This window comes from Microbacterium sp. Z10_103 (assembly GCF_058310455.1).
Genome location: NZ_JBZEGK010000001.1, coordinates 1,608,491 through 1,628,889, shown reverse-complemented (window position 1 = coordinate 1,628,889; position 20,399 = coordinate 1,608,491). Strand labels below are relative to the sequence as shown.

Here is a 20,399-nt window from a genome sequence, read left to right as displayed (position 1 = left end):
CGTCGTGAGACTATGGCGCCGTGACCGAACCCGTGCGATTCGTCGTCGATGGTGAAGAGTTCGACGTTGTGAGAGACGGCAGCTCGATGCACCACACCTGGGTGAGCGGCCCGGACGCGAGCTACGGGTTCTCGGTAGGAGGATTGCGCGCGGCAGCGCGCACGGACGACGAGGTGCGCTCCGAGGTCCGCGCATTCTTGTCGGGGATCGACCCGCGCACCGGCTATCTGGCCGAATGACGGTCGCCCTGCGGGCATTGGCGTGGAAGGGGGCGTCGGGTACATGGAGTGTGGCGCTCGGTTGAGGAGCCGATTGCGAGCGGCGGGTCGTTCAGCTCGAGCCGGGTACACACGCGATCCGACCAGTGGGTGCCGTAGGTTCGTCTTGTGCGGGGTCGGGGCATCTATGTGGAGACGTCGATCCGTGCTGAGGTGGATGCCGTTTGGGATGCGACGCAGGACCCTGTTCAGCACGTGCGCTGGGATGTGCGGTTCTCGAAAATCTCGCCCAATGGGGTGACCGTGGCCGGCGCTTCGACATTCACGTACGAACGGCGTGTCCCGTTCCACACAGTGCGGGGATGTGGTGTCAGCCTGGGCGAGAAGAACGGTCTCGACGGGGCCCGGACGTCGGCGCTGCGGTTCCAGACGAAGGACCGGCTGTCTCCGATCGCTGCCGGTCGCGGCTACTGGCGGTACGTCGCCGGGGGGCGGCAGGTCACGGTCTTCGTCACGGGATACGACTACTCCCCGGGTTGGGGTGTGCTGGACGTCTTCGTCCGCCCGGTTCTCGGGTGGGCGACAGCGTGGAGCTTCGACCGGCTGCGGATCTGGTTAGAGACCGGCGTCCCGCCTGAGCGTTGGCCGCTGCGGAGCGTGCTCTGGTGGTGGAGGCCTGACCGCCCGCGTGCCGCCCATTGTCTACGAGCACCGCGCGGCACACCGCGGCGAGCCGACCATCTCGCCGATGCGCCATCATCCCTAGCGGCCCTGCCGGACCCGGAGGTCACCCGGTGACATCGATCTTCGAGACGGCACTCGGAGCGGACTTCGACCGACTGCACCCGATGATGCGACGACGGTTCGGCGTGGGATTGGACTCCGGGGAAGCGTGCGTCGGGCGTGGGGTGATGACGAGCATCCGGCGCGGGCCGTGGTGGACCGTCCCGTTCCTGCAGATCGGCCGGCTCCGGAACATCCTCATCCCCGACACCGGCACCGACGTGCCTTTCGCGATCGAGAACTTTCCGTACCTCGACCCGCTCGGCCGCGAGACCGTCACGTTCGTCCGCGAGTACACCCTCGGACCAAAGCGCCGCCGGTTCGACGCCACCATGATCCTGAACGATGGTCGGATCGTTGACTACCTCGGCACCCACCAGCACCTCGCCGTCGACCTCGACCTGCGCGTCGACGAACGCGGCGGGCTCCTGCTCACCTCCGACGCGCAGCGCTTCTACGAAGGACCTATCGGCTTCCGATTCCCGATGCGGTTCAGTGGTCGCGCCTTCCTCCACGAGTACTACGACGACAGCGACCAGCGCTTTCACATCGATCTTGAGGTGCGCAACCGCCGGTTCGGATTCCTCTTCGGCTACCGCGGTACGTTCCAGGCCGAATGGATACCCGCCACCGACGCACCCGCTCGACTCAAGCCCCACCGACACGAAGTCAGAACCTGACAACCAGCAGCCCGCTGCCCGGTCGCTGATCGGCTTTTGTTTCCCGTACCAACGGTTGAGGCACGTCCGATCCGGCACCCGCCCGAAACCCGGTGCTTCACCGGACAGCCGAGCGCTCCTTGGCGAAGAGTGCAAGTACGAACACACCAACCGACACGAGCGTCATGACCGCTGCCAGGGCCATAACGGTTGCGTCGGCGGGGAGCATTGCGCATCCCGCCGACGTGTCCTCGTAATCGCAACTGCGCCACGGCCGGAAGAAATAGACGATGGTGACTATCACCCCAACGAGTACGAGGAGTGCGCTCCCGGTAACCCACCATCCGCGCGCCCTTGGCTCCATGGTCCGAGCCTACGGCGCACTCTCTCCTGGTGCCCGCAGCCCGATCCCCGAGTGGGTCAGACGTTCCGTAATGGGGAGTGGGTGATCAACACGTATCAGACGTCCTGAAGGGGTTGGGTGTCTCGGTGAGCGTCGTCGGTGAGTTTGCCGATCTGTTGAAGGCCCCACACGACCCACAGCACGTCGAAGACGAGCAAACCGATGTTGATCCAGAACAAGGGCAAAATCTGTGCATCCTGCGTGCCGCCAAGCACTGCGAGAACAACCAAGCCGGCGGCAAGCGGTATTGCGATTACCGCGCGGAATGCAGTGCTGCGCTTGAGGAATCGACGGTACGCCGCCGGGCCTATCGGCGTAGTGATGTCGCGCATGCCGCAAAACTACACCGGCCGAATTTGTCGCGACGGCTCTGAGACTGCCGCCGCTTACCGCGGAGGGGGTTCGTTAGCGGATCCCCACCCGGGCACTGCTCGCGAAGAGCAACGGCCGTGTGGCGATGAGCGGGCGTCGACGGGCTCGGTGAGTGAGAGTTCGCAACGGGTTCTTGACGCAGATGAGTCGCGGGTGTAACCCAGAATCAACGGCTGGCTTAGTGCGGAGCTTGCCGAGTCAGGGGTCAAGCCGTGGCACCTCGAAAGTCAGCCTCACTGGCGAAGGACGTGGAGATCGTCGCGCTCGATGAGGAATGGGCGGACCTACTCCTCGTCGGGTCTCACACGGTGGAAGTCCGAGCGGTCGCCGGCCACCAGGATGTACTGATCGATGGCGAGCGTCAGCGCTACTGGGTGAACTCTTCGGGGTACACCATGTACGCGGATGCGTACGCGGCCCCTGAGTACTCACTCTTAAGCGCTGTCCGCGAGATGCTCGGCGGTGGTGACGTCACGGTGATCTCGCGCCGTCAGCTGACTCTGTCGTCACCACCGCCTCCCACCGGCCAAGTCGTTGGTCCCTCACGGCTGTACTGCGCTCGCCCCGATTTCATGTCAATGAATGAGGGTTCTCGAAGGGAGTTTGGGGTCGCCCTCAACGCTCTGTGGGAGAGTGGCATCATTCGCGCCTTTGCCAGCGAGCATTCCGATGCGTGGTCTCAGGTTCACTTCGGACCGGCCTTCTTGCCATGGCACCGACACTTTCTCCTGCGATTCGAGAAGCACCTCCAGCGGATCAACCCCCGCGTCCACTTGCCGTACTGGGACTGGACGCGAGACGACTCATGGGCGCTCGACGATGAGCCGTGGAAGTCCTTCTTTGGAGGACGTTCAAATAGTGGCGGAATGTTTGATGATTGGCGGCCAGAGGAAGGCGGATTTGAGCGAGGCGCGAGGCCGGGAGACGCCGGTCACCACGCTCACGGCGTCGGGGACGCCTCAGAGGACGCAGCAGACAATCAACCCAAACTGAGCAATATTGCCTGGTATCTTGAGCGACCCGGTTTCGCCAGCTTTCGCGAGATCGAAAACGCAGCTCACAGTGTCGCTCACCAATTCGTCGGCGGGACGATGATGACCCCGTATAGCCCTGCCGATCCGCTCTTCTACTTGCACCACTGCAACATCGACCGCCTCTGGGCGTTCTGGCAAAAGCTTCACCCTCTTGCGGACCAGTACAACCTCGACCCAGCCAATGTCGACAACCGGAGCTATTCGTCTCGCGTGCCCGAGGACGAACCTATGGCGGGCGGCGCTACGCCACGATCCATGCTTGACCATCCCGAGCTAGGGACCATCTACCTTGGTGATACTCAGCTAGAGCAAGAACTTGTGGAGCGCCAGGCTAGGCGATCTGAATCGATCGAAGGCGGTGGGGTCGGCCCGAATGAAGAAATCGGCGAGATCCCTATCGAGGTCTTCGATCCAGAAGTTATGCCAGCGATCAAGCTCGCCGATAGTACAAGGCGTCTACGCGTCGGTCCGCCCAGCATCGGGTACGGTCGCGCGTCGATCCGTGACGTTGAAGGTCGTCAGGTCGTGATGCGCAACATCGGAACGCATGCCATCCGGGTTGAGGTCAAGCCCGGGACGGGACCGTTTCGGTGGCAAAAGGTCAGCGGCTACATCGAGCCGTGCCGATCGCTGGAACTCACAGTTCTCTTCAGCCCCTCAAATTCCGGATCGATGAGCACCCAACTCATTATCGACAGCGACGCGGATAACGGGCCACACAGTGTTTTACTCTCCGGGAGCGGCATCGTCGGCGAACCGCGATAGACGCACCCCGAATCTCGAACTAAGCGAGACCACCCCGTGCTGGAGTCAGTACGGGGGATAGTAGGTCCACGAGCCGGGAGATGCGAGCTTCCGATCAGGCCAGCGAACGCAACAGAGCCCCGATGATCCTGTGATCGACTTGCGGTTCGTACCACTGGTCGGATCTACTGACACTTCCATCGCGTGTGACCGGCTGGGGTCGCTCTACGTGCGAGGCGGTTCGCTATTCTTCGAGCGCTGCTGCGAGCAGCTGGATCGCCTTGGGCCCGACTCCGTGGAGTGTTTCCAGATGCGTAACGCCGACTCTCTTGACGTCGTCCAAGTTCAGCACCCCAGCCTCGGCGAGCGCCCTGATAGGGGGTGCGCCGATGCTAGGAAGCGGGCGTTCATTCACGCATGCACGATACCTTCCGATCCAGACTGAGCGTCAGCCGGTGCTCGATGGGGCGTATCGGAGGGTGCTGATCTGGGCGTGCGTCGGACTCATGACGGAGCGGTTCGCGGATCAGGTGACAGTGCCTGATGTCTTCGGGCTTCCATTTCATGTCGGCCGGGATGTGGCCGGCGACGCGGGCGTGACACTCGCTAACCCCGATCCGGACGGCCCGCCGATCGGTGCGCTGGCATGGCCAGGGCTTTACTACATCACCTCGCAGCGCCCTGCAGCAGGAACCACGTTGTACCGCTGGGATTTCGTTGCGGTGGAGATCGTTCCCTACGGCAAGGCCGACTCCAACGCCGCGGCACGTCCTCATGAGATCCCACCTGCCGACGTTGCCCGCGCTCATCCGTAGCGCGACGCATTCATCGATCTCACCGACTCTGACGATCAAAGCCACTGATTCGGCGCAGCGCGAAAGCGGCCCTCAGCTGCATCGTTGGTGGGCGGGATGGTTGTGTCGCGCCGCTAAGCGTCCAGGTTCTCGCAACACCCGCCCGCAGCCATGTCCGCTCACGGAACGACAAACGCGACAGGCAGCTGGCCCTATCACCGCGCCGGTAGCAGGACCCCCGACACCTTACGAGCGACCCATGGATGGCGAGGAACAGAAGAGCGATGCATGCGAGCACTTTGTGGATCCCCAGCATTCGTTGAACACAGGCATCCCCTGTCGACCTACTTCCATGGTTCGAGGGCTCCATTCCAAGCGAAATGCTGCGCCTGATCGCAACAGGTGCAGTGCGGGCCGACCCCGCGCGTAGGACGAGCACGCCGGGCATCTCGAGGTCGCGGCCGCTCGGGGTAACCACCGCGGGACTGCATATGCCATGACGGCGCTGACGGCGAGCCGACCGCGCTGCGATCTCGTCCTCGGACGAGTGCTCGCCGCACGGATGGTCACGGCCCGCCGGAGCGTCTAGCATGCGCGCATGCAGAGTGGACCCGCAACCGGTGATGCCCCCCGACCGCGCAGCGTCCCGCCGCATCCGATTGCGTCGGTCCCCACCGACATACCGGCGTTCCTCGGAGCGGGCGACGGGCGCCCGGCACTCGTCCACAGCATGTCCGAATTCGCCCAGCGGTCGCCGCAACCGGGTGCGCTCACAACCGCCGTCGAGATGTTCTTCCTCGCCGGCGGTCGGCGCGCGTGGGTCGCGCCGCTGCCGGAGCTGACGCCCGAAGCCGCGCGATCGACGATCCCCGACCTGCATCCGGATGCCTCGCTCGTCGCCGTCGTGGCTGATCCTGCCGCGCCTCTAGCGGTGATCGCCGCCGTGGCGGAGGCGCTCGCCTCCCGCCCGGTAACGCTGCTGGTCGAGGGCCCATGGTCAGATACTGAGTCGGCCGAGACGGCGATGGCCGCGGGTCCGGCTGCGGCGGTGGGAGTCGAGGGCCCGGATGCAGCGCTGTTCTGGCCGCGGGTGCACCGGGGGACGAGCTCGGGCCGGCGCCAGACGATCTCTCCGCTCGGGTCGGTCGCCGGCGCGTTGACGGTGACCGATGTCTTCACCGCTGCGACGGGACCTCGGGGCGCGCTGCCCGGCGTTCTCGCCCCGGCAGTGGACCTCACCACAGCGCAGCGCGAGGCCTGCAGCGCGCTCGGCATCAATGTCATCGCCGCCTTTCCGGGTCGGGGAACGGTGTTGTGGGGCGCTCGCACGCTTTCGGCCGAACGGGAGTGGAAGTTCCTGCCGGTCAGGCGCTTGGCTCTCTTCCTCGAGGCCTCCCTAACGCGCGGCCTCGGGTGGACGGAGTTCGAACCCAACGGCCCGCATTTGTGGGGCGCGGTGGGCCGGGATGTTTCGACGCTTCTGGACGAGCTGTGGCGAAGAGGCGCCTTTCGTGGCCAGACTGCCCAGGAGGCCTACTTCGTCCGGTGCGGCCGAAGCACCATGACCGACGCCGAGATCGCGGCCGGCACCCTCGTGTGTTTGGTCGGATTCGCACCGACCAAACCCGCTGAGTTCATGGTGCTGAGGATCACGGCTCGCGCAGCGACGACATAGCGCGACCGGGCGTGCCGGTGGATCTCTCGTGGAGAGAGAGGCTCGTTAGGGTGGACGAACTGTCCATCTGCGTCTCGTGCGCGGCGACCGTGATGCTACGACCTGTCAGCCCGACTCCGACGGAGCGAGCGCAGCGTTCACGAGTGACTCCATTCCGGGCTTTCGCGGCATAGCCTCGCTTCTCCGCTGGCGCTCCGAGGCTCGGTCTTCCACGACCCGGCACTGCGCCGCTCGCGACCGGCTAACTGCTGCACTGACTGAGACATGACCTAGTGGGGCATGCTGATCGGCAGGTCGTCATTCATTCCCGGAGGCTGGGCGATGAGCGCTGAGGCTTCGGTCTTGGTGAGGCTGTTGGGGTAAAGCTGTCGGGAGAAGCGTCCGCGCGGGTCGTCTTTGTCGCGAGGCATTTCGATGGTGGATGCGTCGATGATGCGCAGGGCGAGTTCAGTTTCTTCCTTGCTCAGTTCGAGGTTTCCCTTTCTGCGGAGGACCACGCGTCCGCGACGGTTCGCGCCGTCACCGAGGGTGAGGATCAGCGTTCGCGGCGCTCCGGCCCACAACGGGTCGACGACCAGCTCTGCTCTGGTCACGTCTGCCCACGGCAGCGTCTTCCCTCCAAGGCGAACGAGTTTGGTCGACGGGTTCGCCTCGACCGGCGTCCGGTATCGGCGGAGCGCCACCAGCCCCACAACCGCGCCGAGGGCGACGGCGACGAACCCGATCAGGATGCCCCACGTGATGTCGTCCAGCATGAGCAGCAGCTGCGCGGGGACCACCGCCACCGCAATGGCGAACGGTGCGATGGTGGCGGCGGGCAAGGTCCCCTTCAGCGGCCCGCCGAGCGCACGCCACCCCTCCGGGTCGAGCGGTCCAGCCTTCACCGTGGGGCGCGTCACATACGAGTCGCGCTGTGTGGCCGCATCAGCGTCGAATCTGGACGCGCGGAGGAACCAGGCGCCGGCGGTCCCGTAGATGATGACGAAGAACGTGAGAACGAGCACCCGCTCCCATCCGAGCGAGGCGTCGGCGAGCGCCCAGGCGAGTCCGGCGACAGCAAGAGGGAGCGGTGCGAGCAGGATGACCCCGAGATTCCGCAGGCTTCGCCGCGCACGAACGGCCGCCGGGAGCTCGTGACCTGTGGGCGGCCACGTCTTATTCGCCCAACTGGGACGCAACCACCAGAGCACGCCGACGCCCATGCCGATCGTCGCGAGGGTGAGAAGACACGCGGCGAGGATCGCCCAAGGCGCCACGGAGATCAGCCACCCCGCCGCGATTCCGACCGCGATACTCACGGCGATCAACAGTGCCCCCAGCATCCGAGGGCTGGGAAACGTACGCGCTTCGCTCGTCACGCGCCCTGTCTATCGCGCGATGACCGCAGTGCGCGAGCCTCGATGCGCCGCTCACCACGAAGATGTGCTGCCCCTGTTCCCCTTTCGAAGGCCGAGAGCCGCGGAGTGACGCGCGCCGGCGCCGGCCGCAGCAGGACGAGCAGCGCGGTCTCACGGCGTTGCGCTCATGAACACGAGATAATGGATGCATGGCCTCCTCTGTCGAACGCACCTCCAACCCGTCTGCCTGGGCCGCGTTCTGGGTCGCGCTGGCGGGCCTCGTGCTCATGCCCGTTCCGCTGTTCATCGGGCTGATCCTCGGCGGCGGGCTCTCGATCATCGCCGCGATTCTCGCCGTGATCGCCCTTCTCAAAGGGCTCGCGCGCAGCGGCAAGGGCATCGCGCCTGTCGTGTTCGCCGGGATTTTCATCGCGCTGACATGGGGCGGCATCTCCATCGGCGGCGGCACCGTCTGGTAGGTCGGCGGACGGGGGTTCCCCCTGTCAGAAGAGTTGAGCCGGTCTAGGCGAGCGCCCCGTAGTACTCCTCCATGTTGGGGTAGTAGTCCGCGAAGTCGACCCCATCGACGTCGGCACCGTCCATGACGGCCGTGAGCCGGTCGAGGTAGTACTCCCAGCCCGGCCCGACGCTCGACATGTCGCCGTCGGACAACAGTTGGGCGAAGGTGAGCACCGTCACGCCACCGGCCTCCTGCTCCAGGTCGAAGCGCAGATGCCAGCGCTGGTCGCCCACCGCGGTGTCCGCGGCGAAGCGCTTGGGCCGATCGCATTCCACGATCGAGACCGCTTCGCCTTCGACGTCGTCGCCCTCGGCGGTCATGAAGAAGGTGACCGTCCCGGTGGTGGGGTCGCCCTCCCATCGGCCGATCCAGCGCTCCAGGCGATCAGACTCGGTGAGGGCCGCCCAGACCGCGTCGGGTTCGGCGCGGTACCGGCGGACGAACTGCACCTCGCGGCCCCGCGGGCCTTCGCCGACGGCGCCGGTCGGAGTGGGATTGCTCATGCGATCTCCTCGGTGTCGATGGATGCCGCGCCCCCGGTGCGCTCCTTCGGGGACGCGGAATGGCGGTGGTCGCGCGAAGCCCGGCGCACCTCCAGGTCGAGCGCGTCGAACGCGGACTCCGGCACAGGCGGACGCCTCAGCGTCCTGAGGTACTCCTCAACCGCCTCGAGCTTCTCCGCCCGCAAGCGGTATCGCCGGTGGCGGCCGTCGGCGACGGCGCCGATGAGGCCGGATTCCAGCATCACGCGCAGGTGACGGCTGACCGCGGGGCGGCTGATCGGCTCGAGGGCGGCGAGCTCCCCTGCGGTGTGCTCGCGGTGCGCGAGCACACCCAGCAGCCGGCGACGCGTCGCGTCGGCGAGGCACTCGAAGACATCCACCCGCGAAGCGTAACCGGAGTGTTACGTGTTGTCGAGATAGAGAATGCTCCGGGAGATGTTGCCCCGGGGATTTCAGCGGAGAGGAAATCTCCCGCGCGAGCGGCGCCAGCTCCGCCTGCTCGGCACCGGCTGCCGGCACCTACTGGTACCAGGGGACAGGATGACGGGCCCAGCGTCAGGGGCGGGGGAGCCTTCTTCTCGACCGCTCGAGGATGCTCTCGATGAGAAGTGCGGCGGCCACGCCGAGTAGGACGCCCGATAGGAGGAGGAAGATCTGTGTCCTATTCGCGCCCGCCGGCTCGGACCACCTCACGATCCCTGGCCCGAGCGTTTGGACGCCGTCTCCTCTCCACTGGACGGAATGGATGAATCCACCGTCGCCCCAATCGACGACCTCATTGTCGGTGTGCTCGACCACCCCATCTGCGGACGGTCCGTAGACGGCTTGGCGCTCCTCGGTCGCGGTTGACAGTAAGACGGCTGTGAAGCTGGAGGCTCGCGGCCGCACCGCGCCGCGTTCCTCGAGCAGCGGAAAGTGGGAGAAGCTGAGCGGCTTCAGCTCCTCAGGGGTACTCGCTTCCTCCTGACCGGCAGAGATCGACGACATCTGAGGCGTGCGCGCCAATCGCGATCCGAGCGTGTCAGTTGTCCACGCCTCCACCGGGGTTCCGGTGAGGACCAGCCCGTCTCCAGGGCGGAGGTCAACAGTCAGAAGCTGGTACTCCAGTTCGGTGCGACCCACTGCTTGACCCAACTGACCGCATCCCGCCGGATCCCCGGCCGGTGTCAGCTCGTGAGGGGGCGGTTCGATCTGCTGGAAGTCTAGGCGCGGCGTAGCGTCCTTCAGACGCGCGCCACACGCGAGCACTACGAGGGCGGTCACATCTCTGTCGGCTTGCCGGTTCATAGTCCGGTGAACGCGCAGCTCGACTCTCCCGTCGTGCGCAAGTTGCCAGGTGAGGCCGAACTCTGCGTCTTCGCTCTCCGCCCACAGCTCGATCTTGTCCTTGAGATCGAGCGTCGTCAGGGCCGGCTGTGCGGTCGCCGTGAACCCCAGCCACCCCCCGGACACAAGGGCGACGACGAAGATCGACGCGGTTCCCAATCCCCAACGGGCCATACCGGTGCCTCCCCAGGACCAGGCGTTGGCTCACCCTACCTTCGGCGGCGGGGTGCGGCTAGTCACTCCCCGCGGAGGGTCGTCCAGGTGGCGGGCCGCTCCCGGAGCCCGGGAACTAACGGCGCGCGAGGGGGGGGCACCCTTTGCCGGAGGGTTTGAAGGAGATACTGAGGAGTGGCGCGGCTCCGCGCGGCGGTCAGGGCGCGGCATTCAGGAAGTTCTCGCGCGCGAGCGGTGCGACCTCAAGGTGCTCGGCCTCCGCTCCCGACACCCACCGAAGCTCCGCGATCTCCGCCCGGGCTTCGGGACGCTGCGAGCCGATGTCGACCGCGAATACCTCGGCGACGACGACGAACCCCGGTTCGTTGGCCGCAGCGGCCGTGTAGGTCCCGAGAGCGCGCAGGTTTTCCGGACGCACATGGACGCCGATCTCCTCCGCGAGTTCGCGGCAGAGGGTCTCGCTCGCCGACTCGCCCGGCTCCGGCTTCCCACCCGGCTGCATGAACGCGGAGGTGCCTTCCTTGCGCACGAGCAGCAGGCGGTCCTCCGCATCCGCGATCACGGCGGCCGACACGTGGATGCGGCGGGTCACGGGGGGAACGGGGGAGGAGTGCACCGTCGCACGGTAACAGCATCCGCCCATGTCGGCCGACGTAGAATCGCGTGTGCTTCCTGAGATGTCCGACGCCCCCGCCACGCCGTCCAGCGGCATCGATCCGGAGCGTTTGGCCGTCGCTTTGGACGTGCTCCAAGAGATCGCCCACGTCGATCAGTCGCATCCGGACTTCATCGCCGTTCGCCGGGCGACCGCGCACATGTTCAAGGCGGCCAAGAAGGAGCGGCGCCGCGGGATCCGCGATGCGATCGCTCAGGCCGACCGCGAGGTGGTCGCCGCCACCGCGACCGGCGCTGCCGATCGGATCGACGACGAGACCCGCGGAGTCCCGATCACCACCGCGACGACCGCGCCCACCGCCGGCACCCTGATCAAGGCACGCGGGTGCTACATCTGCAAGCAGCCGTACACGGTCGTGGACGCGTTCTACCACCAACTCTGCCCCACGTGTGCGGCGATGAGCCATGAGAAGCGCAACGCGCGCACCGATCTCACGGGTAAGCGCGCACTGCTCACCGGCGGTCGCGCGAAGATCGGCATGTACATCGCCCTGCGCCTGCTGCGCGACGGAGCTCACACGACGATCACCACGCGGTTCCCCCGCGACGCCGTGCGCCGCTTCAGCAGCCTGCCGGATGCTCCGGAGTGGCTGCACCGCCTCAAGGTCGTCGGGATCGATCTGCGCGATCCGGCACAGGTGGTCGGACTGGCCGAGGATGTCGCGTCAGCCGGCACCCTCGACATCCTGATCAACAACGCGACCCAGACGGTTCGCCGCTCGCCGGGGGCGTACCAGCCGCTCGTCGATGCCGAACTCGCCCCGCTCCCGGACGGCCCGTTGCCGGAGCTGGTCACCTTCGGCCACACGAATGACCAGCACCCGAAGGCACTCGAGCGTTCGGTTGCCGCGCACCCGATTCTCGCGGCTGCGGCCGAGCGTGCCGATGAGCTGACCGAGCAGGCGATGACGGCCGGGTCGAGCTCGCTCGAGCGACTGGCTGCCGGAACCGCGATCGACGCGGGCGGGCTCATCCCCGACCTGCACGATGCGAACTCGTGGACCCAGCGCGTCGACGAGGTCGACCCCCTGGAGATGCTGGAGGTGCAGCTGGCGAACACCACCGCGCCGTTCCTCCTGGTCTCCAAACTCCGTCCGTCGCTGGCCGCGAGCAGTGCCCGACGCACCTACATCGTCAACGTCAGCGCGATGGAAGGCGTCTTCGGTCGCGGATACAAGGGTCCCGGGCATCCGCACACCAACATGGCCAAGGCGGCGGTGAACATGCTCACGCGTACGAGCGCCCGCGAGATGTTCGAGACCGACGGCATCCTCATGACGAGCGTCGACACCGGCTGGATCACCGATGAGCGCCCCCACCCGACGAAGGTCCGGCTCGCCGAAGAGGGGTTCCACGCGCCGCTCGACCTCGTCGACGGCGCCGCCCGCGTGTACGACCCCATCGTGCGGGGCGAAGCGGGCGAAGACCTGTTCGGGGTGTTCCTGAAGGATTACGCGCCCGGCGCATGGTGAAGCTGCCTCCAGTCGGGCGCCGGGTGGTCATCCGCTACCTCCTTCCGTCCGGACAGGCAACCGATGCGCTGGGCCAGCTCCTGAGCGCCGACGGTTCGACGGTGGTGGTCGACGGCAAGCGGGGCGTGGAACGCATCCCCGTGGCCGACATCATCGCCGCGAAGGAAGTGCCGCCCCCGCCCGACCCGCGCCCGCGCCGACCGGCGCAGTAGGCAGTCGGCGTGGTGCGCGGGCGCAACAGGTTCTCTCGAGCGCCGAGCGCCTCCCACGACAGGCCGCATCAGAGGGGGACGATGAAGGCAGAACCAGGTCCCCCCGCAGTCAGGACGGTCACCTATGCCGGATCCGCGCAGACGCACAATCAGCGTCGGTACACTCTCGCTTCAGCCGGCAGACGCCCCCGAGCGCTGGGAGGTCAGCGCTGGGTCGGCGGAGCACGGTGCCGTGGACGCGCAATGGGGCGACTGGGTCCGTCTGGCCAAGCGCATCCTCGACGCCGACGCCCTGTCGCGGGACCTCGAGGCTCGCGGGGATGCGTGGGATCAGGGCCACGCGGCGGGTGTCACCGACACGGGCGACGGCAGCGCGCAGAACCCGTTCCGCTGACGCCCGGTCGTGGGTCTCGCCGGCCGCGGATCAGGCGGTCCGTGCGCGGCGGGGCTTGGGCTTGTCTTCCCCGCTCTTCGGCGGCATCGCGCTCACGTCGACCCGCTCCTGACCGGCGCGTGTGGCCCATTCCTTCGCGAGGCCGGATGCAGCGTGGTGAGAAGCCCGGACCGCACGGTTGTCGGCCCACGAGTTCAGCACGTGCCCGGCATGCCCGCGGACATGTTCGAGAGTCACGGGCGGGAGTCCCGCAGCTTCGCGCGCATCGCGCGCGGTGATCAGCAGCTCGAGGATGTCGCGGTTCTTCGTCGGTGCACCGGTGGAGGTCTTCCAGCCGCGTCGACGGTGGCCGTCCATCCAGGAGGCGTAGGTGTCGATGGCGTATTTCGAGTCGGCCTGCACCCGGAGGTTCGGCACATCGGCGTGGTACTGCAGGGCGCGAAGCAGCCCGAGCAGTTCACCGATGTTGTTCGTGCCCAGGGGTACCGACCCCGCCGCCCACTCGCCATCCATGCCAACCCAGGCCCATCCTGCCGGTCCGGGGTTGCCCTTGCAGGCGCCATCGGTCGCGACGATGTACTCCGGATCTGGGGGTGTGGAACTCTGTGGCACATCCGAAATCCTTTCACGCCGGCGGCGCGCGCCCGGTGCCCGACGGCGGCGCGTCCGACGCTCCCTCTCTTGTGCAACACCTTCGTCATGCCTTTACTGGTGTCATGGTTCGGAGTACGGAGGGGCGAGCGCCCGAAACCGTGCCGGCGGCGGCGCGTCTGTTGCGCGACTTCGTCAACACGGTGGAGTGGCAGGTCGACGACGAGACCTGGACGTCGCCGTCCGCGCTCGCAGATTGGCTGCGCGAACGGGTCGGGGAACTCTCCGCTGACGTGACGGAGGATGACCTCGTTCTCGCCCGCCGCATCCGGGAGGGGCTCAGGGAGGTGCTGCTGACGCACGCCGGCCACGAAGCGCTCCCCGGCTCGCTCGCCGACCTCAACGACGCCCTGCAGCACGTACCGGTGCGGATGGCGTTCGGCGAGGACGCCGGCCCGGCGCTCTCGAGCATCGCCCCCGGGACGAGCCCCGCACCGCTTGCGCCGATCGTCCTCGCCATCGACACCGCCCGGACGGACGGCACCTGGATGCGGGTGAAAGCCTGCTCGCGGGATTCGTGCCGATGGGCGTACTGGGATGACTCCCGGAACCGGTCGGGGCGTTGGTGCTCGATGCAGGGGTGCGGCAACTACATCAAGATGCGCCGCCGTAACTCGCCCGCGGCATCAGCCGAGGATGCCCTTCCGCTGGCGGATGCAGGACAACGTGTGCCGCGGATGGTCGACGTCGCGGCCCGCGCCGGGGTCTCCGTCAAGACCGTCTCCAACGTGGTGACCGGCACGGTGAACGTGTCGGAGCCCACTCGGCGGCGTGTCCTCGCCGCCATCGAGGAGCTCGACTACCGGCCCAACCTGGTGGCGCGGGCGTTGCGAACGGGCCGCGGGGTGGACGTTCACGAACCCCGCTGAGCGTGTCGGCGAAGCCTGCTGAGCCTCTGCGCGGACGGCCGACGGCGCCGCGTCGTGGCCCCTATCCCACCGGCGGCTGAACCGTGGGGCGTGGTTCCGGCGTGCGTTGCTCCGGGTCCGATGCCACCGCATCCTCACCCGCCGCAGGGAGGGATGGCGGGGCCGCCGCGTAGGCGGCAGAAAGTCGGCGGTACGGCTGGGAGAGGAAGGCCAGGAGCACGACGACCAGCAGCACGGAGCTCGCACCGACGAACGCGAGCGCGATGCCGCGGGCCTCGCCGGGGCCGAGGAGCCAGCCGAACGAGTCGCGTCCGGGCTGGGAGTTCATGAACGGGATGAGCCAGAACTGCGCAAGCGGTCCGATGAGGAACGACGAGACGGGTGCTGCGGCGGACTCCATGCTCGCGGCGAACCCGAAGACGCGTCCTTGCTTCTCGAACGGCACGACGCGCTGCACGATCGTCTGCTCGGCCGCCTCGGCGATCGGCATGAGGGCCATGAAGACGAGAATCCCGAGGGCATACACCCACCACCACTCGCGGATGGCGAAGGTCATTCCGAGGAGCGCGATCCCGACGTTGACCACCAGCAGGGTGCGCACCGGGTTCTTGCCCAGCCCGAACCTCGCGACCAGCCCGCCACCGAGGATGAAGCCGATGCTCGTCACCCCGAGGACGATGCCCCACACCTCGACCGAGAAGAGGGTGAGCCCGTAGGGGTCCATCAGTGCCATGAACACCCCGCCGACGAGGTTGTTAAAGGTCGAGAAGAGGATCAGGGCCAGAAGTCCGGGTACCACCACGACGGCGGGGATGACCTCCCGGAAGCCGAAGCCCCGGGGCACCTCGCCTTCTACATGCGCGACACCTCGCTCGGGAATCGGGACGAAGAGCAAGTGGATGAGGGCGACTCCGGTGGCCACGATGGCGATGACGACGGTCCAGCCCATCCCGAGGAGCCCGATGGACAAACCGGAGAAGACGCTCGTGACCATGAATGCGATGCCCTGGACCGCGCCGACCAGGCCGTTCGCGCGGTCCCGGCGATCGGCGGGCACGAGGAGCGTGACGGTGGTCGAAAGCGCGATGTTGCGCAGGTTCTCCACCACGCCGCCGATGAGGATGACGCCCGCGAACACCCAGAACCACGGTCCTCCCCAGTTCACGAGGACGCTCTCCGGGAATGACAGGTACAGGGCGCCGGCCAGGAGATACGTCGCCAGGGTCACGACGCTGGAAAGCACCATGACGGCCTTCTTCTTGAGCCGGTCGACGATCACGCCGAACACGACACCGAGAACGGCGACCAACAGCATGTAGGAGCCACCGATGATGGCGGTCGCGAGTACTGAGCGAGTCTCCAGGTACGCCCAGAAGGTGAGCGCCCACCACAGGTAGCTGGAGGTGACGTTCGCGACGGCGGTGTTGGCGAGCACCTGGTAGAACGCACGTACCGTCCCCGGGCCCGGACCCCCCTGCGCGCGTTCCTCGAGCTGCCCCGAGGGGAGGTCGGATTCGGTCATGGCGGGCTTCTTTCGCGCCGGACGGGTGACGGAGTGCGCCGTCTATGTGGACACCGTGTACATTGATGTTCACACCGTACACACCGAGGTTGGGCAATGCAATGACGAGTATCGAGGCGCGCACCTATCATCACGGTGACCTCAGACGCGCGCTGATCGAGGAGGGCTTCGCCCGAGCGCGGACGGGAGGCCCGGCCGCGGTCACCCTGCGCGAGGTGACACGCGCCGCCGGAGTCTCGCCCAACGCGGCGTACCGTCACTTCGCCGATCGGGGCGAGCTGGTGCGCGCAGCTGCCGCGGAAGCCCAGCTCGCCCTCGCCCGGGCGATCCTCGCGCGGGCGCAGGCCGAGACAGGTGACGTCTCCACCGCCGCAGCATCCGTCGAGCGCCTCCGGTCCATCGGACTGGCCTACATCGACTTCGCCAGAGCCGAGCCGGGATGGTTCGAACTGGCGTTCGCTGTGCACGACCAGACTCCGAGCGACGCGATCGTGACCCTTGACGGCGAGGTGGTGGAGCCCTTCCGGCTGCTTCTGGATGCACTGGATGCGATGGTCGGCACAGGAGCCCTCGCTGCCGAACGCCGTCCGAACGCCGAGTGGGCGTGCTGGTCGGCCGTCCACGGGTTCGCGGACATCGCCGTGCACGGCCCGCTGCAGTGGCAACCGCCCGCCGTGATCGACGCGCTTGCCGCCGTCGTCGTCGAGGCGGCCATCGCGGGCGTGCGCGGAGCCGCCGCCGCATCCCCGCACCCGGATTCCACGGACCCCACCGTCGGGGAGAGCGAACGAGCGGGATCATGACCGCCCGGGAGCCCGCCTCAGCGGGTCAGCCGATGGGCCACTCCACGAGCACGAGGGTCTGCTTGGTGTCGGCGAGGGTCACCCAGCCGTCCCCGAAGAAGTAGGTCAACCCGTAGCCGTCCTCATCGGGGGCGATGGCCGTTTCCGGGCTCTCGGTGACGTAGAAGCCCCCCTCACCCTCCTCCCGCCGCCACCCGGTGCGCAGCAGCTCGGACTGCGCTTCCTCAGCCTGGGCGCGACCGATCGGCGCCCAGCCGAAGATCTGCACATGGTCCGTCGCCACCGAGTAGTCGCCCCACGTGCACTGGATGCCGCCGGCCACTTCGGTGCCGCCGATGCGGAAGACGTCGGCCTGTGCGGTCCAGCCGACCTTCTCGAAGTCGGCGACGGTGGCCGCCGGGATGATGGTCTCGCACGACGGCTCGCCGGGGTCGGCCGCATCGCCGGACGGCGTGGGCGCGGGGGAGGTCGGCACCGCCGTCGGAGGCGGGGGAGTGGTGGGCGTCGTCTCCGGGGCGTTCGGGGTCGAGCACGCCGCGAGGGCGGCGAGTGAGAGGGCGAGTGCGACGACCGCCGCAGGGCGCAGGAATTTCATCGGGCACTTTCAGTGAAGCGGGCGTCGGCGGCGTGGAGCAGATCGAGGAATGCGGCGTGGAGGATGCCGTTGGTGGCCAGCGACGACCCGGCGTCGAGGGAGTCGGTTCCGTCATACGAGCCGAACCGGCCACCGGCCTCTCGGATGATGGGTGCGACCGCGGCGACGTCGTACTCCTTGACGTCGAACTCGGCCACCATCTCCAGGCGCCCTTCCGCGAGCCACATGTACGGAAGCGCGTCGCCGTAGCCGCGGTCGCGCCAGACGCTGCGCGTGAGTTCGAGCAGCGCCGGGAGGTGCCCCGCATCCGCCCATTGTTCGATGCTCTGGAAGCTCACGCTCGCCTCAGGAAGGTGCGACACATCGGAGACGTGGATGCGGCGCGCCTGCCCGTCCGGGGTGTTCGTCCACGCGCCCGCCGCCTCCGCCGCCCACCAGCGTCGGCCGATCGCGGGCTGGCTCACCACTCCGACCACGGGGACGCCGTCGATCGAGAGGGCGATGAGCGTTGCCCAGACGGGGATGCCCCGCAGGTAGTTGTGCGTCCCGTCGATGGGATCGATGATCCAGCGCCGAGCGCTGGACCCACCGGCTCCGAACTCCTCGCCGAGCACCGCGTCGTCGGGGCGCTCGGCCGTGAGGATGCGGCGGATCTCGCGCTCGGTGGCCAGGTCTGCTTCGGTGACGAACGACGCATCGGCTTTCGCGGACACATTCAGGTCGGCCGCGTCGAAGCGTGCCATCGACACCGCATCGGCGGCGTCGGCGAGGCGGAGCGCGAGGGCGAGATCGTCGGCGTATGGGCCGCGCAGCGAAGGCGGCGAAGCGTCGGCAGGGGACACGTCGTCAAGGTTACAGGCGCCGGGATGCGCGATTGGCGGCACGGCTGATCGGGATGGTAATGTGATCCCTCGGTCCGCCCGGGTCTTCAGACCCCGGCCCGTCCGCACCTCTAGCTCAATCGGCAGAGCAACTGACTCTTAATCAGTGGGTTCTGGGTTCAAGTCCCAGGGGGTGCACGAAAACCCCCGGTAGATCTCGCCATCTACCGGGGGTTTTTTAGTGCCCGTCGCCGTTCCGCACCACCATAGCGATTCGCGGTTGGTGGCTAATCCAGTACTTATCCAGTACTTTGAGCAGCTTCCAGCGCTCCGCGGGCCATCGCCCGCCAGAGTTCGTCCGGCACGTCGGAGATTCCGTACTCTGAGAGCGACTTAGCCGCCGCGGCCACCTGCTCTTCTGTCACGGGGGCGCGCCAGCCTTTCTCGACGCCAGTGGTCAGCGTCCCTGGCTCCAGCTCGGTGAAACCGGCATCGTGGATCGTCACCGGCATGGCCTCTATCTTCCCCTTGCCTGCGGCGAGAACGACGATGGGATGGGTGTACGTAATGCCGTAGGCGGCGAGTGCCGCATGAGCGGCGTGGGCCGCGAGCTTCATCGGGGTGATCTTGCCGTGAAGGTTCTTGTTCCACCAGATCCGCAAAGGCTCTTCGCGCTCGCCCATCACTTGCTCCCTTCAAACATGCTGTCTATGACACCGGCGAAGTCTGCGATCTCCCGCTGACGCTCCACGTAGTACTTCACGGTGATGTCTTCCGACCCGTGACCGAGTTGCGCCTGCGCCGCCTTGATCCCCACCTGACGATCGAGATGCGTGGCGACTGCCTTCCGGAAGTCGCGTGGAGTCTTCCCCACGTACACCGATTCCTTGATGGCCTCCCGCCACTGCCTGCGCGTGTTCGCCGGCCAGCGGTAACCGCCTGTGGACGACGGGAACACCATCGGATAGACCGACTCCACCCGACGCGACACGAGGGCGTCCAGGAGCGTCTGGGGAAGTTTTAGGCCACGGTGACCGGCGTCGGACTTCGGGTGATCCTGTCGGAACAGCTTTCCCGTGTCAGGATCCGCCGACAGGGTGCCGGTGACCCGCAGCACACCCGCGTCCAGGTCGACGTCTTCCCAGCGGATCGCGAGGGCTTCACCGATGCGGCAGCCCGTCGCCATGAGCATCGACGACAAGTCGCGAAGCTCCGACGTGTGTCTGCGATCGAATTCGGTGAACAGTCCACGTAGGGCGTGGATGTCGTCCAACGTGATGACCTTCACGACACGCTTGGTGGTCGGGATAGGCATGGTGTCCTTCGCCGGGTTCCGGGTGACCGCACCCTGCCGAACGGCGAGGTTGAACATGGCGATCAGAACCGTCCGCGCGGTGCGAGCCTGGGAGGGCGTCGCGATCATGCCCTTCACAAACCGGTCCAACCTGGGCACCGTCGCCTCTGACAGTTTCAGGTCGCCTATGCCGGGCTTGATCTTCGACTCGATGGCGGTGCGGTAGGTGGTGTAGGTGCCCGCCACGGCTTTCCGTAGCCGCAGTTCCTCGAGGTGCTTATCCGCCAGCGCGGCGACCGTTGAGTCGCCCGACAGAAGCTCGGTCGTGTCGGCTGTCATCGCCTTCAACGCCTTGATGAGGTTCCGTTCCGCATCGGCCTCAGTGCGGCCGTTCCGCTGCACCTGCCGGCGCTTCCCTGACGAGTCGCGGTAGTACGTGTACGCCACGGGTTGGCCGTCGACTGTTGCCCTTCGGACCTTTCCCCATGTCTCAAGAATCAACTGTGGTCTCGGCATGGGAACCTCCTGAGGCTAGTAGTCCATGAGTCA

The 20,399-nt window shown here is 67.1% G+C and carries 24 protein-coding genes and 1 tRNA gene; 13 read left to right on the top strand and 12 right to left on the bottom strand.

The window, feature by feature from the left end; genetic code table 11:
- Window positions 1–20 precede the first annotated feature (20 nt).
- The 3 genes from AC4FS2_RS07875 to AC4FS2_RS07865 all read left to right on the top strand — a co-directional run bounded on the left by AC4FS2_RS07875 (window position 21) and on the right by AC4FS2_RS07865 (window position 1,681).
- Window positions 21–239 carry a hypothetical protein gene (locus AC4FS2_RS07875; RefSeq protein ID WP_491152328.1) on the top strand — a complete coding sequence of 73 codons (219 nt, stop codon included), beginning with the start codon at window positions 21–23 and terminating at the stop codon, window positions 237–239.
- A 168-nt stretch (window positions 240–407) separates the two neighbouring features.
- A complete protein-coding gene (locus AC4FS2_RS07870) occupies window positions 408–1,016 on the top strand; it encodes an SRPBCC family protein (RefSeq protein ID WP_491152330.1) in 609 nt (202 codons plus the stop codon).
- The gene (locus tag AC4FS2_RS07865) at window positions 1,013–1,681 is read left to right on the top strand and encodes a DUF4166 domain-containing protein (protein ID WP_491152332.1); all 669 of its coding nucleotides are present in this window, start codon (window positions 1,013–1,015) and stop codon (window positions 1,679–1,681) included. The genes AC4FS2_RS07870 and AC4FS2_RS07865 overlap by 4 nt, the downstream gene beginning before the upstream one ends.
- 438 nt (window positions 1,682–2,119) lie before the next feature.
- On the opposite strand, the gene AC4FS2_RS07860 is transcribed toward AC4FS2_RS07865, so the two are convergent.
- Entirely contained in the window at window positions 2,120–2,395 is a 276-nt protein-coding gene (locus AC4FS2_RS07860) for a hypothetical protein (protein WP_491152334.1), read from the bottom strand.
- 288 nt (window positions 2,396–2,683) lie between these two features.
- On the opposite strand from AC4FS2_RS07860, the gene AC4FS2_RS07855 reads away from it, so the two are divergent.
- The 3 genes from AC4FS2_RS07855 (at window position 2,684) to AC4FS2_RS07845 (ending at window position 6,682) form a co-directional block, all read left to right on the top strand.
- Complete coding sequence (locus AC4FS2_RS07855) at window positions 2,684–4,234, top strand: tyrosinase family protein (protein ID WP_491152335.1); 1,551 nt, start codon at window positions 2,684–2,686, stop codon at window positions 4,232–4,234.
- A gap of 485 nt (window positions 4,235–4,719) precedes the next feature.
- Window positions 4,720–5,028, top strand: coding sequence for a hypothetical protein (locus tag AC4FS2_RS07850; RefSeq protein ID WP_491152337.1), 309 nt, complete (start codon window positions 4,720–4,722; stop codon window positions 5,026–5,028).
- Between the two features lie 577 nt (window positions 5,029–5,605).
- Window positions 5,606–6,682 (top strand): phage tail sheath family protein, encoded by a 1,077-nt coding sequence (locus AC4FS2_RS07845; protein ID WP_491152339.1) that lies wholly within the window; start codon window positions 5,606–5,608, stop codon window positions 6,680–6,682.
- A 269-nt stretch (window positions 6,683–6,951) separates the two neighbouring features.
- Here AC4FS2_RS07845 and AC4FS2_RS07840 read toward each other — a convergent pair whose 3' ends face one another.
- Window positions 6,952–8,040: a hypothetical protein gene (locus tag AC4FS2_RS07840; protein WP_491176976.1), complete on the bottom strand. Its 1,089-nt coding sequence runs from the start codon at window positions 8,038–8,040 to the stop codon at window positions 6,952–6,954.
- Between the two features lie 188 nt (window positions 8,041–8,228).
- Between AC4FS2_RS07840 and AC4FS2_RS07835 the strand changes: the two genes are divergently transcribed.
- Complete coding sequence (locus AC4FS2_RS07835) at window positions 8,229–8,498, top strand: hypothetical protein (protein WP_491152343.1); 270 nt, start codon at window positions 8,229–8,231, stop codon at window positions 8,496–8,498.
- A gap of 43 nt (window positions 8,499–8,541) precedes the next feature.
- Here the strand turns inward: AC4FS2_RS07835 and AC4FS2_RS07830 are convergent, their stop codons facing one another.
- The 4 genes from AC4FS2_RS07830 to AC4FS2_RS07815 form a co-directional block, all read right to left on the bottom strand.
- The gene (locus tag AC4FS2_RS07830) at window positions 8,542–9,042 is read right to left on the bottom strand and encodes an SRPBCC family protein (RefSeq protein WP_491152345.1); all 501 of its coding nucleotides are present in this window, start codon (window positions 9,040–9,042) and stop codon (window positions 8,542–8,544) included.
- Entirely contained in the window at window positions 9,039–9,422 is a 384-nt protein-coding gene (locus AC4FS2_RS07825; RefSeq protein ID WP_491152347.1) for an ArsR/SmtB family transcription factor, read from the bottom strand. The genes AC4FS2_RS07830 and AC4FS2_RS07825 overlap by 4 nt, the downstream gene beginning before the upstream one ends.
- 175 nt (window positions 9,423–9,597) lie before the next feature.
- A complete protein-coding gene (locus AC4FS2_RS07820; RefSeq protein WP_491176974.1) occupies window positions 9,598–10,527 on the bottom strand; it encodes a hypothetical protein in 930 nt (309 codons plus the stop codon).
- Between the two features lie 211 nt (window positions 10,528–10,738).
- A complete protein-coding gene (locus AC4FS2_RS07815) occupies window positions 10,739–11,158 on the bottom strand; it encodes an NUDIX hydrolase (RefSeq protein ID WP_491152351.1) in 420 nt (139 codons plus the stop codon).
- Window positions 11,159–11,219: 61 nt separating this feature from the next.
- Between AC4FS2_RS07815 and AC4FS2_RS07810 the strand changes: the two genes are divergently transcribed.
- From AC4FS2_RS07810 to AC4FS2_RS07800, 3 genes are all read left to right on the top strand, one after another.
- Window positions 11,220–12,689 carry an SDR family NAD(P)-dependent oxidoreductase gene (locus tag AC4FS2_RS07810; RefSeq protein WP_491155629.1) on the top strand — a complete coding sequence of 490 codons (1,470 nt, stop codon included), beginning with the start codon at window positions 11,220–11,222 and terminating at the stop codon, window positions 12,687–12,689.
- Window positions 12,683–12,901, top strand: coding sequence for a putative acetyltransferase (locus AC4FS2_RS07805; protein WP_491152353.1), 219 nt, complete (start codon window positions 12,683–12,685; stop codon window positions 12,899–12,901). The genes AC4FS2_RS07810 and AC4FS2_RS07805 overlap by 7 nt, the downstream gene beginning before the upstream one ends.
- Window positions 12,902–13,133: 232 nt before the next feature.
- Window positions 13,134–13,295: a hypothetical protein gene (locus tag AC4FS2_RS07800; RefSeq protein ID WP_491152356.1), complete on the top strand. Its 162-nt coding sequence runs from the start codon at window positions 13,134–13,136 to the stop codon at window positions 13,293–13,295.
- A 30-nt stretch (window positions 13,296–13,325) separates the two neighbouring features.
- Here AC4FS2_RS07800 and AC4FS2_RS07795 read toward each other — a convergent pair whose 3' ends face one another.
- Complete coding sequence (locus AC4FS2_RS07795) at window positions 13,326–13,907, bottom strand: ribonuclease H family protein (RefSeq protein ID WP_491152358.1); 582 nt, start codon at window positions 13,905–13,907, stop codon at window positions 13,326–13,328.
- A 104-nt stretch (window positions 13,908–14,011) separates the two neighbouring features.
- On the opposite strand from AC4FS2_RS07795, the gene AC4FS2_RS07790 reads away from it, so the two are divergent.
- Complete coding sequence (locus tag AC4FS2_RS07790; RefSeq protein ID WP_491152360.1) at window positions 14,012–14,815, top strand: CGNR zinc finger domain-containing protein; 804 nt, start codon at window positions 14,012–14,014, stop codon at window positions 14,813–14,815.
- Between the two features lie 61 nt (window positions 14,816–14,876).
- On the opposite strand, the gene AC4FS2_RS07785 is transcribed toward AC4FS2_RS07790, so the two are convergent.
- Complete coding sequence (locus AC4FS2_RS07785) at window positions 14,877–16,337, bottom strand: MFS transporter (RefSeq protein ID WP_491152361.1); 1,461 nt, start codon at window positions 16,335–16,337, stop codon at window positions 14,877–14,879.
- Window positions 16,338–16,438: 101 nt separating this feature from the next.
- On the opposite strand from AC4FS2_RS07785, the gene AC4FS2_RS07780 reads away from it, so the two are divergent.
- Window positions 16,439–17,140 (top strand): TetR/AcrR family transcriptional regulator, encoded by a 702-nt coding sequence (locus AC4FS2_RS07780; protein ID WP_491152362.1) that lies wholly within the window; start codon window positions 16,439–16,441, stop codon window positions 17,138–17,140.
- 25 nt (window positions 17,141–17,165) lie between these two features.
- On the opposite strand, the gene AC4FS2_RS07775 is transcribed toward AC4FS2_RS07780, so the two are convergent.
- Both AC4FS2_RS07775 and AC4FS2_RS07770 read right to left on the bottom strand, forming a co-directional pair.
- Window positions 17,166–17,735 carry a hypothetical protein gene (locus AC4FS2_RS07775; RefSeq protein ID WP_491152364.1) on the bottom strand — a complete coding sequence of 190 codons (570 nt, stop codon included), beginning with the start codon at window positions 17,733–17,735 and terminating at the stop codon, window positions 17,166–17,168.
- Window positions 17,732–18,577 (bottom strand): inositol monophosphatase family protein, encoded by an 846-nt coding sequence (locus AC4FS2_RS07770; protein WP_491152366.1) that lies wholly within the window; start codon window positions 18,575–18,577, stop codon window positions 17,732–17,734. The genes AC4FS2_RS07775 and AC4FS2_RS07770 overlap by 4 nt, the downstream gene beginning before the upstream one ends.
- A 104-nt stretch (window positions 18,578–18,681) precedes the next feature.
- On the opposite strand from AC4FS2_RS07770, the gene AC4FS2_RS07765 reads away from it, so the two are divergent.
- Window positions 18,682–18,754: transfer RNA gene (locus AC4FS2_RS07765), tRNA-Lys, on the top strand.
- Window positions 18,755–18,855: 101 nt separating this feature from the next.
- Here AC4FS2_RS07765 and AC4FS2_RS07760 read toward each other — a convergent pair.
- Both AC4FS2_RS07760 and AC4FS2_RS07755 read right to left on the bottom strand, forming a co-directional pair.
- Window positions 18,856–19,239 carry a hypothetical protein gene (locus AC4FS2_RS07760; RefSeq protein WP_491176972.1) on the bottom strand — a complete coding sequence of 128 codons (384 nt, stop codon included), beginning with the start codon at window positions 19,237–19,239 and terminating at the stop codon, window positions 18,856–18,858.
- Complete coding sequence (locus AC4FS2_RS07755) at window positions 19,239–20,366, bottom strand: tyrosine-type recombinase/integrase (protein ID WP_491176970.1); 1,128 nt, start codon at window positions 20,364–20,366, stop codon at window positions 19,239–19,241. Before AC4FS2_RS07755 ends, AC4FS2_RS07760 begins: the two co-directional genes overlap by 1 nt.
- Window positions 20,367–20,399: the final 33 nt, after the last annotated feature.

Coding starts and splice junctions, on each gene's coding strand:
- AC4FS2_RS07785 (WP_491152361.1), bottom strand. CDS start 16,337: ATGACCGAATCCGACCTCCCCTCGGGGCAGCTCGAGGAACGCGCGCAG.
- AC4FS2_RS07850 (WP_491152337.1), top strand. CDS start 4,720: ATGACGGAGCGGTTCGCGGATCAGGTGACAGTGCCTGATGTCTTCGGG.
- AC4FS2_RS07845 (WP_491152339.1), top strand. CDS start 5,606: ATGCAGAGTGGACCCGCAACCGGTGATGCCCCCCGACCGCGCAGCGTC.
- AC4FS2_RS07835 (WP_491152343.1), top strand. CDS start 8,229: ATGGCCTCCTCTGTCGAACGCACCTCCAACCCGTCTGCCTGGGCCGCG.
- AC4FS2_RS07790 (WP_491152360.1), top strand. CDS start 14,012: ATGGTTCGGAGTACGGAGGGGCGAGCGCCCGAAACCGTGCCGGCGGCG.
- AC4FS2_RS07805 (WP_491152353.1), top strand. CDS start 12,683: ATGGTGAAGCTGCCTCCAGTCGGGCGCCGGGTGGTCATCCGCTACCTC.
- AC4FS2_RS07830 (WP_491152345.1), bottom strand. CDS start 9,042: ATGAGCAATCCCACTCCGACCGGCGCCGTCGGCGAAGGCCCGCGGGGC.
- AC4FS2_RS07760 (WP_491176972.1), bottom strand. CDS start 19,239: ATGGGCGAGCGCGAAGAGCCTTTGCGGATCTGGTGGAACAAGAACCTT.
- AC4FS2_RS07780 (WP_491152362.1), top strand. CDS start 16,439: ATGACGAGTATCGAGGCGCGCACCTATCATCACGGTGACCTCAGACGC.
- AC4FS2_RS07810 (WP_491155629.1), top strand. CDS start 11,220: ATGTCCGACGCCCCCGCCACGCCGTCCAGCGGCATCGATCCGGAGCGT.
- AC4FS2_RS07755 (WP_491176970.1), bottom strand. CDS start 20,366: ATGCCGAGACCACAGTTGATTCTTGAGACATGGGGAAAGGTCCGAAGG.
- AC4FS2_RS07775 (WP_491152364.1), bottom strand. CDS start 17,735: ATGAAATTCCTGCGCCCTGCGGCGGTCGTCGCACTCGCCCTCTCACTC.
- AC4FS2_RS07860 (WP_491152334.1), bottom strand. CDS start 2,395: ATGCGCGACATCACTACGCCGATAGGCCCGGCGGCGTACCGTCGATTC.